At 70.5% G+C, this 13,169-nt stretch carries 11 protein-coding genes; 7 read left to right on the top strand and 4 right to left on the bottom strand.

All coding sequences use genetic code 11. The annotated features are described in order from the left end of the window. The 3 genes from WA967_RS13145 to pntB form a co-directional block, all read left to right on the top strand. Window positions 1-1,164: cytochrome b/b6 domain-containing protein (locus WA967_RS13145; RefSeq protein ID WP_424423382.1), on the top strand; the 1,164-nt coding region annotated here is incomplete at its 5' end. A gap of 311 nt (window positions 1,165-1,475) precedes the next feature. Further along, a complete protein-coding gene (locus WA967_RS13140) occupies window positions 1,476-3,026 on the top strand; it encodes a Re/Si-specific NAD(P)(+) transhydrogenase subunit alpha (protein ID WP_424423380.1) in 1,551 nt (516 codons plus the stop codon). Window positions 3,027-3,079: 53 nt separating this feature from the next. Further along, entirely contained in the window at window positions 3,080-4,426 is a 1,347-nt protein-coding gene (gene pntB / locus WA967_RS13135; protein ID WP_424423384.1) for a Re/Si-specific NAD(P)(+) transhydrogenase subunit beta, read from the top strand. Window positions 4,427-4,545: 119 nt separating this feature from the next. On the opposite strand, the gene WA967_RS13130 is transcribed toward pntB, so the two are convergent. Beyond that, a complete protein-coding gene (locus tag WA967_RS13130; protein ID WP_424423378.1) occupies window positions 4,546-5,052 on the bottom strand; it encodes an N-acetyltransferase family protein in 507 nt (168 codons plus the stop codon). Between the two features lie 119 nt (window positions 5,053-5,171). Here WA967_RS13130 and WA967_RS13125 point away from each other — a divergent pair, with 119 nt between their 5' ends. The 3 genes from WA967_RS13125 to WA967_RS13115 are packed head-to-tail and all read left to right on the top strand — an operon-like array spanning window position 5,172 to window position 7,873. Continuing rightward, window positions 5,172-5,732: an acyl-CoA thioesterase gene (locus tag WA967_RS13125; protein ID WP_424423376.1), complete on the top strand. Its 561-nt coding sequence runs from the start codon at window positions 5,172-5,174 to the stop codon at window positions 5,730-5,732. Window positions 5,733-5,791: 59 nt separating this feature from the next. Next, on the top strand, window positions 5,792-6,397 hold the full coding sequence (locus tag WA967_RS13120) for a hypothetical protein (protein WP_424423374.1): 606 nt from the start codon (window positions 5,792-5,794) through the stop codon (window positions 6,395-6,397). A gap of 27 nt (window positions 6,398-6,424) precedes the next feature. Beyond that, the gene (locus WA967_RS13115) at window positions 6,425-7,873 is read left to right on the top strand and encodes a hypothetical protein (RefSeq protein WP_424423372.1); all 1,449 of its coding nucleotides are present in this window, start codon (window positions 6,425-6,427) and stop codon (window positions 7,871-7,873) included. Here the strand turns inward: WA967_RS13115 and WA967_RS13110 are convergent. From WA967_RS13110 to WA967_RS13100, 3 genes are read right to left on the bottom strand one after another with little or no spacing between them, the layout of a single operon-like run. Next, window positions 7,762-8,370, bottom strand: a complete 609-nt coding sequence (locus tag WA967_RS13110) for a hypothetical protein (protein WP_424423370.1) — start codon at window positions 8,368-8,370, stop codon at window positions 7,762-7,764. The two genes, WA967_RS13115 and WA967_RS13110, sit on opposite strands and share 112 nt — an antisense overlap. Continuing rightward, window positions 8,367-8,969, bottom strand: a complete 603-nt coding sequence (locus WA967_RS13105; protein WP_424423367.1) for a hypothetical protein — start codon at window positions 8,967-8,969, stop codon at window positions 8,367-8,369. The genes WA967_RS13110 and WA967_RS13105 overlap by 4 nt, the downstream gene beginning before the upstream one ends. Further along, on the bottom strand, window positions 8,966-9,622 hold the full coding sequence (locus tag WA967_RS13100) for a hypothetical protein (protein WP_424423364.1): 657 nt from the start codon (window positions 9,620-9,622) through the stop codon (window positions 8,966-8,968). Before WA967_RS13100 ends, WA967_RS13105 begins: the two co-directional genes overlap by 4 nt. Before the next feature lie 81 nt (window positions 9,623-9,703). Between WA967_RS13100 and WA967_RS13095 the strand changes: the two genes are divergently transcribed. Further along, the coding region (locus tag WA967_RS13095) for a proline dehydrogenase family protein (RefSeq protein ID WP_424423362.1) at window positions 9,704-13,169 on the top strand (3,466 nt) is incomplete at its 3' end.

Raw genomic sequence — 13,169 nt, 5'->3', positions numbered from 1 at the left:
GCGCCCGCCGAGGCCGACAGCCCTTCAGCAGGCTCAGCGACCCAGGCTGCCGAGACCGACGCTTCACTTCGACTCGCTGACGCTCGCTCAGGCTCAGCGACCCGGGCTGCCGAGGCCGAGACGGGCTCGGCGCCCCGGGGAACGACGGCCGTCGCCGTGTTCGGGGATCTCTCCGTACCGCTGACCGTCGTGCAGAGTGTCTGGAACGGCACCGCACCGCGGCACATCCCCGCCCCGGAGAAGGCGCCGTCGCGGTTCCGTCCGGGCTGGCCGCAGGCCATCGGCGGGCTGCTCGGCCTGGCCGCCCTGGGACTGCTGGCTGTCTCGGGCGTGTTCCTCGTGCGCGCCTTCCTCAGCACGCCGTTCATGCAGGACTTCCTCACCACCTACCCCGGCGAATACCACGTCGACGTCGCGCCCGGCTTCGCGCCGTGGGTGGGCTGGCAGCACTTCTTCAACATGTTCCTGATGGTGCTGATCATCCGCTCGGGCCTGCGCGTGCGCACCGAGAAGCGGCCGACGGCGTTCTGGACCCCGCGCGGCAAGGCCAAGGGCAAGATCAGCCTGACGCTGTGGTTCCACCAGTCGCTGGACCTGCTGTGGATGGTCAACGGCGTGATCTTCGTGGTGCTGCTGTTCTCGACCGGCCATTGGCTGCGCCTGGTGCCCACCAGCTGGGAGGTCTTCCCGAACGCGCTGTCGGCGGGCTTGCAGTACGTGTCGTTCGACTGGCCGACCGACAACGGGTGGGTGAACTACAACAGCCTGCAGCAGCTGGCCTACTTCACCACGGTGTTCCTCGCGGCCCCGCTGGCGGCGATCACCGGGTTCCGGATGTCGGGACTGTGGCCCAAGAAGGCCGAGAAGCTGTCTGCGGCGTATCCGATCGAGTGGGCGCGCGCGCTGCACTTCCCGACCATGCTGTACTTCGTGGCGTTCATCATCGTGCACGTCGCGCTGGTGTTCCTCACCGGCGCGCTGCGCAACCTCAACCACATGTTCGCCGGCCAGGGCTCCGTGGACGGCATGGAGTACGCCGCCAACTGGACTGGCTTCGGGGTGTTCGTGCTGGCGATCCTCGTGATCGCCGGGGCCTGGTTCGCCGCGCGTCCGCTGGTGCTCGCGCCGATCGCGAAGCTGTTCGGTCAGGTCTCCGGGCGCTGACCCTCGCCGCCCCTGCTGGTCGTCTTCGCCCCTGCTCAGCTCCGTCGCTGAGCAGGGGCGGTGTCGCTGAGCAGGGGCGGTGTCGCTGAACGACCCGGCGCTGCGGGCGACGTGCAGGGCCGCCGTCAGAGGCGAGGATCTCGCGCGGCACGACCCCGCGCAGCCCGGGCAAGCGCATCCGACTTTCCGGCACCCGCAAGAACCACGGAAATTGAGCCGTCACAGGCCTGCCTTCCTCTCGAGCTCGGACACCCGGTCAGTAGTCTGAGCGAAACGTGAATCCGGCGCCGACGCCGGACGGAAGGATCGCGATGACGCAGATCGGAATCGTGCAGGAGGGGCCCGAGGAGGCCCGCGTGGCCGCCACCCCGGTCACCGTGCAGAGCCTGCAGAAGCTCGGATACGAGGTGGTGGTCGAGCAGGGCGCGGGTGCGCGCTCCTCCTACCCCGACGGGGACTACGAGAAGGCGGGCGCGCGGATCGTCCCCGCAGCGGATGCGTGGGCGGCATCCGTCGTGCTCAAGGTGAACCCGCCGACGGATGCCGAGATCGCCCGACTCTCCGACGGCGCGACGCTGGTCGCGCTGCTCTCGCCGGCCCTGCGCCCGGATCTCGTCGAGGCTCTCGCGCAGCGCGGCATCACCGCCCTCGCGCTGGATGCCGTCCCGCGCATCTCCCGCGCGCAGTCCATGGACGTGCTCAGCTCGATGGCCAACATCGCCGGCTACCGCGCCGTGGTCGAGGCGGCAAACGAGTTCGGGCGGTTCTTCACCGGCCAGGTCACCGCGGCGGGCAAGGTGCCGCCCGCGAAGGTGCTGGTCGCCGGCGCGGGCGTTGCCGGACTCGCCGCCATCGGTGCGGCTTCCAGCCTGGGCGCCATCGTGCGCGCCACCGACCCGCGCGCCGAGGTCGCCGATCAGGTGCGCTCTGTCGGCGGCACCTACCTGCCCGTCGACGTGGTCGTGGAGAAGTCCACCGACGGCTATGCCAAGGCCACCAGCGAGGACTACGACCGCCGCGCCGCCGAGATCTACAGCGAGCAGGCCGCCGACGTCGACATCATCATCACCACGGCCCTCATCCCCGGCCGCGCGGCGCCGAGGCTGATCACGGCATCCGACGTCGCCGCGATGAAGCCGGGCAGCGTGATCGTCGACATGGCCGCCGCCCAGGGCGGCAACGTCGAAGGGTCGGTGGCGGGGGAGCGCACGGTCAGCGAAGGCGGCGTGATCATCCTCGGCTACACCGACCTGGCCTCGCGGCTCGCCGCACAGGCATCCCAGCTCTACGGCACCAACGTCGCCAACCTCATAGCTCTCCTCACCCCGGGCAAGGACGGGATGCTGACCATCGACTTCGACGACGTCGTGCAGCGCTCGGTCACCGTGGTCCGCGATGGTGCGGTCACCTGGCCGCCACCGCCCGTGCAGGTGGCCGCGGCACCGGCCCCTTCGACAGGCTCAGGGACCCAGGCGGCACCGCGACCGGCGTCGAAGGCCGAGAAGATGTCGGCGGGGAAGAGGATCGGACTGATCGTGGCGGGCATCGCCGCGCTGCTCCTGGTGAACCTGTTCGCGCCCGACCCGCTGCCGCAGCACTTCACCGTGCTCATGCTCGCGGTCGTGATCGGCTTCTACGTGATCGGCAAGGTGCACCACGCGCTGCACACGCCGCTGATGTCGGTCACCAACGCGATCTCCGGTGTGATCATCGTGGGCGCCATGCTGCAGATCACCGACGCCAACCCCGTCGTTCAGGTGATCGCGGCGGCGGCCGTGCTGGTGGCCAGCATCAACATCTTCGGAGGCTTCGCCGTGACCCGCCGAATGCTCAGCATGTTCGTGAAGGGCGGCCAGAAGTGACCGTCGACGCCATCGCCGGGGCCGCGTACATCGTCGCCGCCCTGCTGTTCATCATGAGCCTCGCCGGCCTCAGCCGCCACGAGTCCGCCCGCGCGGGCGTCGTCTACGGCATCGTCGGCATGATCCTCGCCCTGGGATCCACCCTCGCCCTCACCGTCGCGGATGCCTGGGGCGGCTCGGGCGCCGCGCTGGGACTGTCGATGATGGCCGTCGGCGTGCTGGTCGGCGCTGCCATCGGACTCTGGAAGGCGCGCGTCGTGCAGATGACCGCGATGCCCGAGCTGATCGCCATGCTGCACAGCTTCGTGGGAATCGCGGCCGTGCTGGTGGGCTGGAACGGCTACCTCACGCACGAGCCGATCTCCGCGAGCCTGCTGGGCATCCACAACGCCGAGGTGTTCATCGGCATCTTCATCGGGGGCGTGACCTTCACCGGGTCGATCGTCGCGAACCTCAAGCTGTCGGGCCGGATGTCGTCTCGCCCGCTCATGCTTCCGGGCAAGAACGCCCTCAACATCGGCGCGCTGGTCGTGTTCCTCGGGCTGACCGTGTGGTTCGTCGCCGACCAGCAGCTCTGGATGCTGATCGTCGTGACGCTGCTGTCGTTCGCGCTGGGCTGGCACCTGGTGGCCTCCATCGGCGGCGGTGACATGCCCGTGGTCGTCTCGATGCTCAACAGCTACTCCGGCTGGGCGGCGGCCGCGGCCGGCTTCCTGCTGAACAACGACCTGCTGATCGTCACCGGCGCGCTGGTGGGCTCTTCGGGTGCGTACCTGTCGTACATCATGTGCAAGGCCATGAACCGGTCGTTCCTGTCGGTGATCGCCGGTGGGTTCGGCATCGCAGCGCCCTCCTCGAAGGACGGTGAGGAGCACGGCGAGCATCGCGAGATCACCGCGCAGGGCGCGGCCGCCATGCTCACGGGCGCCTCCCGCGTGATCATCACGCCGGGTTACGGAATGGCCGTCGCGCAGGCGCAGTACCCGGTGGCCGACCTGGTCGCCAGGCTGCGGGATCGCGGCGTGGAGGTTCGCTTCGGCATCCATCCGGTCGCCGGGCGCCTGCCCGGGCACATGAACGTGCTGCTGGCCGAGGCGAAGGTGCCGTACGACATCGTGCTGGGCATGGACGAGATCAACGACGACTTCGCCTCCACGGCGGTCGTGCTGGTGATCGGCGCCAACGACACCGTCAACCCGGCAGCCGCGGAGGACCCGGGCAGCCCCATCGCCGGGATGCCCGTGCTGCGGGTGTGGGAGGCCGAGAACGTGATCGTGTTCAAGCGCTCCATGGCCACCGGCTATGCGGGCGTGCAGAACCCGCTGTTCTTCCGCGAGAACGCGCAGATGCTGTTCGGCGACGCCAAGGAGAAGGTCGAGGAGATCATCCACGCGCTGTGAACCGGAGCCGGATGCGGTTCGCCGAGACCCCGGAGAACAGCCGACGCCCCGTGTTGCGGACTCCCGCAACACGGGGTGTCGGCGTCAACACAGGGTGTCGGCGGAGAAGAAGCAGGAGGTCAGCGCACGAAGCGGACCTCGGTGAGGGTCTCGCCGAGGAACGGCTCGGTGTGGGTTGCGCCATCGCGGCGGAAGCCGTTGCGCTCGTAGAAGCGGTGCGCGCGGGGGTTGTCCTCGGCCACCCACAGGTACAGCGACTCGTCCTTCTCGACGGCAGCGTCGAACAGCTTCTGGCCGGTGCCGGTGCCGTGCCACGCCTCGAGCAGGTAGATGAAGTACAGCTCGCGCAACGACGGGGCGTCCTTGTCGCGGGCGGGGCCGGAGCCGACGAAGCCGATGATCTCGCCGTCGACGAGGGCGGCGCTCATGTGGAAGTCGTCGCCCTGGCGGGCCCAGTTCACCCACAGCTCCGCGAGGCGTTTGGGGGAGATCCGCTCGAGGGCGGCCTTGCTGACCAGGTGGTCGTAGGTCTCGTGCCAGCTCTGTGCGTGCACGCGACCCAGGGCCTCCGCATCCACATCGCGGACCGGACGGACGATGATCTCGGGCTGGGCTTCGGCGCTCATGTCGCGACTCTACGCGCGCGGTCGCAAGAGGTGAAATCGACCGGTAATGCACGAGAGGAGTTGTAGCAGATGCCCAACGAACTTGGGTGATCCATCGCGGATCACTACTATCAGCGGTTGTGAACGTGATCTGGCGCACCCTTCTGGTCATTCTGCGAGCCCGGCTGCGCGTGCGCCGCGGCCGTACTCTCGAGGCCTCTGAGATCGGCCGCATCCGCCTGACCACGCTGCCGACGGACCTCGACATCCTGCGCCACATGAACAACGGCCGCTACCTGTCGCTGTTCGACCTGGGCCGCTGGGATCTGCTGATCCGCACGGGCCTGTTCGACATCATGAAGGAGCGCGGCTGGTACGCCGTCGTCTCCAGCGAGACGATCACCTTCCGCAAGTCGCTGCAGCTCTGGCAGCGGTTCGACATCGAGTCGCGCATGGTCGGCCACGACGAGCGGGCCGTGTTCATGGAGCACCGCGCGGTGGTCGACGGCGAGGTCTACGCCCGCGTCATCGTGCGGGCCAGGATGATGCGCTTCAGCGGCGGGACGGTCGGCCACGACGAGCTGTTCGCCGCCGTGGGCGTACCGACCGGGATGCCCGACGTCGACGACTGGATCCACGAGTGGGCGTCGGCGTCAGCGCTGCCGTCCACGCGCACCGCTGCGCCCAGCGTGTGGGAGTGACCGGCGCCGCGCGCGTGCCCCCGCTCGCCTAAGCTGGGAGCCACGCAGAGGGGGACAGCATGTCGTACGAATCGCCGAACTCGGGGGACCAGCCGGGCTACCAGCCGCCGGCCTATCAGCCGCCTGCGCCTCCGCACGCCCCCTCGTACCAGCCTCCGCCCGCCCAGCCCTACGGCCAGCAGCCCGCCCAGCCCTACGGCCAGCCGTCTCCATACGCGCAGCCGTCCCCGTACGCGCAGCCGTCTCCGTACGCGCAGCCGTCTGCACCGCAGAACCCGCCGTACGCCTCGTACCCGCAGCCCGGCTACAACCCGCAGGGATACCCGGTCGCCTCATATCCGGGCTACGGCACAGCCCCCGCGTCGGGACCGGGAGTCGGGGGCCTCGCGATCGCCGCGATCATCGTGTCGGCCGTCGCGTTCCTGGGTGGCTGGATCCCGTTCCTCGGACTGATCATCGCCATCGCCGGCCTGGTGCTGAGCATCCTCGCCATCCGAAGCGGACGGGGGAAGGGACTCGGCATCACCGGTGTCGTGCTGTCGTCGCTGGCGCTGCTCACCGGCATCTTCTGGATCGTCTTCCTGTTCGGCCTCTCGGCGAGCGACTTCGGCAGCGATACCTATGGAGCCGCAGCCGTCGCTCTGGGACTTCTCACGACGGTGTGAACCCGTGAATCCGAACACCGCGCAGCAGTGAAGACGATCCTCGCCTCGACCGGGCGCAGCCTGGTGCGACACTGGCCGGCCATGCTCGCGTGGTATCTGGCAGGCATTGCCGTGCACTACGCCATCGTGCAGGTCTCGGGCATCGTGGGCGCGCACTCCGCCACCCTCGGCATGCTGATCCTCCCGGTCGCGATCCTCGCCCGGCTGATCAGCTACGTCGCCATGTTCCTGGTGCTGCGCGATGGTCTGCGCGAGCTGAACGACATCGCCCCGCTGCCGGAGTCGCCCGCCGAGCGCCGCAAGACCTTCCTGTCGGCGCTGCTGGCCGGCATCCTGCCCTTCTTCGCCGTCTACTGGGGTCAGGGCCTGCTGGGCGAGGATGTCACCGCGTACGCCTCGCGCTCTCTGGTGGAGCGCTCGAGCCTGGGATGGGAGGCGCTGGCGAAGAACCAGCCCATGCTGGAGAACACCGACAGCGTCACCGACCTGCCGCTGAGCGTGTGGACCGTGCTGATCATCGCGATCGCGTTCGCCGCGCGCTGGGCGTGGACGAAGTGGCAGCAGCGCATCCCCGCCTGGGTGTCGCCCGTCGCGGTGTACCTCGAGGTCGTCTGGGTGTTCTTCTCTGTGATCGTGATCGGCAACATCACCGACACCATCAGCGGCTGGGTGGACACCCGCGCCGCCACCGTGTGGTTCGAGCAGGTTCGCGCGAACGTGCTGGATGCCATCGCCCCCGTGCAGTGGGCGTGGGACGGCGTCGGCTGGCTGATCGGGCAGTCCGGGCCCATCCTGCTGGCTCCGCTGGCCTGGCTGACGGTCGGCGGCGTGGTCTACGGCCAGGCCATCGTGGCCGAGAAGCTGCGCATCGAGAACGAGATGCTCGCCAGCATCCGCCAGCACGCGGCCATCGTGCCCAACCCGCTGATGCGCCGCCTGAAGGATCTCGGGGATGAGCTGGGCTCGCGCTTCGTGCCGATCGGCCGGGCGCTGCTGCTGATGTGGCGGGCGGGCCCCGTGCTGATCGCCTCATACGCGCTGACGTACGTCGCGGTGAAGACGCTGCAGACATACCTGGACTTCGGGGTCACCCGTCTGGTCGGCCCGCACGACCAGATCTTCTGGAGCATCGCCACGCCGCTGGTCTCACTGGTTCCGCTGCTGCTCATCGAACCGCTGCGCGTATCGGTGATTGCCGGTGCGTACGACGCGACGCTGGGCAGGCTGCGCAAGCGGCAGCAGGAGAAGGCGGATGCCGGGATCGAGACGCAGGCCGAGGCGGATGTGCGAGCCGTGGCGGATGCCGCCGGCGCGCTCCCGGATGCCGTGCTCGAGGCGGGCAGGAAGCCGAAGACCATCGGCGGTCAGGGGTTGAGAGAGAACCTCACGAACCGTCCGTCGCCGGCGGGATCCACGTCGAGCCAGAACGGGCCGTCCACGTCGTCGGGGACGACGAAGCCGACGACCATCGAATAGGGCTTCACGGATGCCGGATCCGCAGGGTCCGCGAGGTCGTTGACGCAGCGCTCGGGCTCGTCGCTGGAGGAGGGGATGCCGACTTCGGAGCGCAGCGGCGCCCACTCGCGGCCGGTGCCCTGCTGGACCAGCAGCGGTGAATCGCAGGTGACGGCCCTGCCGTCGGGTTTCACCGGGACGGATGCGATCAGCAGGCGCGTGCCCGCGGGCATGTCCAGTCCGCTGGTGTCCTCGGCCTCGCCGCTCTTCAGCGGACCCCAGGTCGCGCCGCCGAGCTCGATCGTGCCGTCCTCCGGCACCTGCACGGCCGTGACCTTGCGCGCGCCGTATCCGTAGTACGAGTACCACTCGTTCCACCACACGCCGACGCCGATCAGCGGCACCAGCACCAGCAGCGCGACGAGCGCCAGGCGGTTGGCGCGCCACCATCCGGGCCGGCGGGCCGGCGGGGTGCGCTCGGCGTGGGCGATGGGCCGGAGCGGCGTGGGGATGGTCATCGGTCGGCCCAGCCCGTCTCCGGGAGGTTCACGGCGTTCTCCACCGGGATCGCGGCGAGGTCGATCAGCAGCTCGATGACGCCGTTGTCGGCGACGGTGGAGGCGTTGGCCAGCCGCAGCACGGCCGTGCCCTTGAGCGCATCGGCGGGCAGTTCGAACGCCACGGCGCCGTGGCGCATCACCCCCGGCACCAGCGCGCCGGTGCGGAACATCGTCTGACCGCGCTCGGTGGCGCGGAACGTGCGGTCGTCGATGGTGAGCTCGGCGACTCCCAGCAGCGATCCGTACTGGGAGTCGACGGCCTCGGCATCCAGCTCCACGACCAGCCAGGAGCCCTCGGCCGTCCACCCTCTCGGATCGGTGATGCTGCGTGCCGCGCGCACATCGGTGACCTTCGCGGTGAGGTTGCCCGCGGTGGCCGTGCCACCCACGGTCGTGGCAGTGACGAAGGGCGCTTCGGGTGCCGAGTCCGGCAGTGCGACGGCGTTCACCACCCACGCGCCGGCCAGCAGCGCGGCGGTCAGCGCCCAGGGGAGCGCCCGCCTCGCCCAGGGCGTGCGGGTCGCCTCTGCAAGGGGTGCGTCTGCGCTCGTGGTCACGGCGTGCTCCCGTCGTCTGCGGGAGCGACCTCGACCACCGGCGCGGTCAGCGTGGCGCCCACGACGATGTCGCTCCAGTAATCCTGGCCCTTCAGCACGCTGGTGCCGACGAAGTGCGTGGAGTCCGGCAGGCTCAACCGGAGCTCGTCGCCGTCGTGCAACTCGCCGGAACGGACGACCCAGGCCAGCACCAGCTGCGCGGGCACGTCGGGCTGCAGCGTGGTTCCGCCGCTCCCGTCGGCGCGGGAGATGGTCGGCGTGCCCTGGATGCCTTTCACGCGGATGCCGGCGACGGCCTCCGCGGCCGACGCCGAGCGCGCTGCGTGGAAGGTGTTGGTCGCCTCGAGGGTGATGGCGAGCACCTTCTCGCCCTGCTCCTCCTTCGGGAAGACCATCGCGTTGCCGCGGTCGGTGCGCAGTTCGACGCTCTGCACGGTCAGGGTCAGGTCGCTGCCGGAGTACTGCTCGCCGACCGCCACCGTGGGCGCCGGGGCGACCGCGGCGTCGGCCAGGCCTCCGAAGCCCGCGGTGGCGGCCAGGAGGAGCGCGCCGCCGGCGGTGATCAGCCATGGGGTGGGGATCAGGCTCGCCATGCGCCGCACCCGGGTCAGCAGGGTCCTCTCCTGCACGGGGGAGGGCGGTGCGGCGGTCACGAGGATCAGCATAGGGTGACTCGGCGCCTGATCACGGCCGGTCAACCGCGCTCGGGCGCACGCGCGACATACGCTGGGAGCATGCCCGATCAGCAGTCCGTCCCCTCCGGAGCGCGTCTGGAGGACGAGGCCACCCGGCTCGCCCGCCGCTGGGTCCGCGAGGAGGCGTCGATCCCGGTCGATCATGCGGCGGCGCGCCTGGCGGGGGTGCTGCACGATCCGAACGGCCTGGCGTTCACCCTGGGCTTCGTCGACGGCGTCATGCGGCCGGAGAGCTCGGCGGCGGCAGCATCCAATCTGCACCGCATCGCGCCGCTGGCACCGGGGTTCCTGCCCTGGTACCTGCGCGGCGTCGTGCGCGCCGGCGGCGGCATCGCGCCGGCGCTGCCGGTGCCGACCGTGCCCATCGCGCGACGCGTGCTGCGTGAGATGGTCGGTCATCTCATCGTCGACGCGCGCCCGGAGAAGCTCGGGGCCGCGCTGGAGAGCATCCGGTATCGGGCCGACGGATCCGCGGCGCCGCGGCTGAACCTCAACCTGCTGGGCGAGGCCGTGCTGGGCGAAGCCGAGGCGAAGCGCCGGCTGGACGGCATCCACGATCTGATCCGCCGCGACGACGTGGACTACGTCTCGGTCAAGGTCTCCGCGATCATGAGCCGCATCTCGATGTGGGCGTTCGACGACGTGGTGGACGAGGTGGTCAAGCGGCTCACGCCGCTGTACCTGACTGCGGCCGGCCCTTCGACAGGCTCAGGGACCCAGGTGGGGGGCTCAGGGACCCAGACGTTCATCAACCTCGACATGGAGGAGTACAAGGACCTCGATCTGACCATCGCGGTCTTCACGCGCATCCTCGAGGACCCGCGACTGAAGGGCCTGGAGGCCGGCATCGTGCTGCAGACGTACCTGCCGGATGCCCTCCCCGCGCTGCGCGAGCTGACGGCCTGGGCGCGCGACCGCGTGGAGCACGGCGGAGCGCCGATCAAGGTCCGGCTCGTGAAGGGCGCGAACCTGGCGATGGAGAAGGTCGACGCGATCATGCACGGCTGGACGCAGGCTCCCTACAGCTCCAAGCTCGACACCGACGCCAACTACCTGCGCTGCCTGAACGAGGCGTTCCAGCCTCGCAGCGCCGCCGCGGTGCGGATCGGCGTGGCAGGCCACAACCTGTTCGACATCGCCTACGCCTGGCTGCTGGCGAACGAGCGCGGCGTGCAGGACCGCATCGAATTCGAGATGCTGCTGGGGATGGCCCAGGGGCAGGTCGCCGCGGTCTCGCGCACCGTCGGGCACGTGCTGCTGTACGTGCCGGTCGTGCATCCCGGCGAGTTCGACGTGGCCATCAGCTACCTGGTGCGGCGCCTGGAGGAGAACGCGTCGTCGTCGAACTTCCTCTCCGCGGCCTTCGACCTGTCGGACGACCCCTCGCTGTTCGAGCGCGAGCGGCTGCGGTTCGTCGACTCCGTCAGCCGCGCGCGCGACCACTCCCTGCACACAGGGCCGCGGCGCACGCAGAACCGCGCGGCGCCCGTGCACGAGTCCGCGCGCACCAGGCCCCGCCCGAAGGAGGAGACCGAGGACCTGACCGGGCTCGTGCTGGGCATCGCACGCGGATCCTCCGGGGACGACGGGGCGGACGCCGACCCGTTCCTGCAGACGGCGGTGTACTCCCGGCAGGAGATCGCCGGCGTCGCGGACGGAGCACCCGGCTTCGTCAACACTCCCGACAGCGACCCGGCGCTCGCCGCGAACCGGGAGTGGGCGCGAGGGATCTTCGCGCGCGTGGCCGGCGCTTCGACGGGCTCAGCGACCCAGGGTGCGGGTGCAGCGACCCAGGGTGCGGGTGCAGCGGCCCAGGCGTCCGACCTCGGCATCGCGACCCTGCAGGCCGCGCGCATCGACGACGAGCGGATGCTGGCGCAGACCGTCTCCCGCGTGCACGACGCTGCGGCGGCATGGGGCTCGAGGCCGGCATCCGCGCGGTCGGAGGCGCTGCAGCGCGCCGCCGTCGCCCTGGCCGGCAGGCGGGCCGAGCTCATCGAGGTCGCCGCCATCGAGACCGGCAAGACGTTCGCCGAGGGCGACGTGGAGGTCAGCGAGGCCGTCGACTTCGCCCGCTATTACGCCGCCACCTGCCGTGAGCTCGACGGCATCGCCGGCGCCCGGTTCGAGCCGGCACGCGTGACCGTGGTCGCTCCGCCGTGGAACTTCCCCGTCTCCATCCCGGCCGGCGGCGTGCTGGCTGCGCTCGCCGCGGGCTCGGGCGTGGTCTTCAAACCCGCGCCGCAGGCCCGCCGCTGCGCGGCCGTCATCGCCGAGGCGCTGTGGCAGGCCGGCATCCCGCGCGACGTGCTGGTGCTGGCCGACGTGGAGGAGGGGACGCTCGGGCAGCAGCTCATCGCGCATCCGGACGTCGACCGCGTGATCCTCACCGGCTCGTGGGACACCGCCGCGCTGTTCCGCTCGTGGCGGAGCGGGCTGCCGCTGCTGGCCGAGACCAGCGGCAAGAACGCCATGATCATCACGCCCACGGCCGACCTGGATCTGGCCGTGTCGGACCTCGTGCACAGCGCGTTCGGGCACGCCGGGCAGAAGTGCTCCGCGGCATCCCTGGCAATCCTGGTCGGTCCGGTGGGGCGCTCGAAGAGGTTCGCGCGGCAGCTGCTGGATGCCACCCGCTCGCTGCGCGTGGCCTGGCCCGGTGACCCGCGGGCCGAGGTGGGTCCGGTGGTCGAGACGCCGCAGGGCAAGCTGGCGTGGGCGCTCACGCAGCTGGAGGCCGACGAGAAGTGGCTCATCGAGCCGCGCTCGCTGGATGAGACGGGGCGGCTGTGGAGCCCCGGCATCCGCGTGGGCGTGCAGCCCGGCTCCCGCACGCACCTCGAGGAGTTCTTCGGCCCGATGCTGGGCATCATGCACGCCGCCACGCTGTCCGAGGCGATCCGGCTGCAGAACGCCGTCGCGTACGGGCTGACCGCCGGCCTGCACACGCAGAGCCCCGACGATCTCGCGCTGTGGCTGGATCAGGTGCAGGCCGGCAATCTGTACGTGAACCGCGGGATCACCGGCGCCATCGTGCAGCGGCAGCCGTTCGGCGGCTGGAAGCGCTCGTCGGTGGGCCCGGGTGCGAAGGCCGGCGGGCCGAACTACCTGATCGGACTGGGGTCGTGGCGCTCGCAGCCGCGCGGCAAGTCCTCCAGCACGCTGCACCTGCGCGGGTTGGACATCCGCATCTCCGGGCTCATCGAGTCGGCGCAGCCGTCGCTGGACTTCGACTCCTTCGAGTGGCTGCGCCAGGCCGCGCTGTCGGATGCCGTGGCCTGGGATCGCGAGTTCGGCCAGGTGCGCGATGTGTCGCAGCTGGGCGTGGAGCGCAACCTGTTCCGGTACCGGCCGGTGCCCGTGACGGTGCGGGCGGCGGCGGATGCGCCGCTGGCGTCGCTGCTGCGGGTGGTGCTGGCGGGCATCCGCTCGGGCGCGTCGTTCTTCGTGTCGGTGCCCGAGGGGGTGCCCGCGGCGGTGCGCGCCGAACTGGGCGCGCTGGAGG

Origin of the sequence: Microbacterium sp., assembly GCF_049650565.1 — a bacterium.
In the GTDB taxonomy this organism is placed as follows: Bacteria; Actinomycetota; Actinomycetes; order Actinomycetales; family Microbacteriaceae; genus Microbacterium.
The sequence above is the reverse complement of the archived record's forward strand: the minus strand, read 5'-3'. Positions and strand labels throughout refer to the sequence as shown.

What these genes read in the sequence shown, in the direction of transcription:
- WA967_RS13140 (WP_424423380.1), top strand. Translation starts at nt 1,476, where the DNA reads ATGACGCAGATCGGAATCGTGCAGGAGGGGCCCGAGGAGGCCCGCGTG.
- pntB (WP_424423384.1), top strand. Translation starts at nt 3,080, where the DNA reads ATGAGCCTCGCCGGCCTCAGCCGCCACGAGTCCGCCCGCGCGGGCGTC.
- WA967_RS13130 (WP_424423378.1), bottom strand. Translation starts at nt 5,052, where the DNA reads ATGAGCGCCGAAGCCCAGCCCGAGATCATCGTCCGTCCGGTCCGCGAT.
- WA967_RS13120 (WP_424423374.1), top strand. Translation starts at nt 5,792, where the DNA reads ATGTCGTACGAATCGCCGAACTCGGGGGACCAGCCGGGCTACCAGCCG.
- WA967_RS13110 (WP_424423370.1), bottom strand. Translation starts at nt 8,370, where the DNA reads ATGACCATCCCCACGCCGCTCCGGCCCATCGCCCACGCCGAGCGCACC.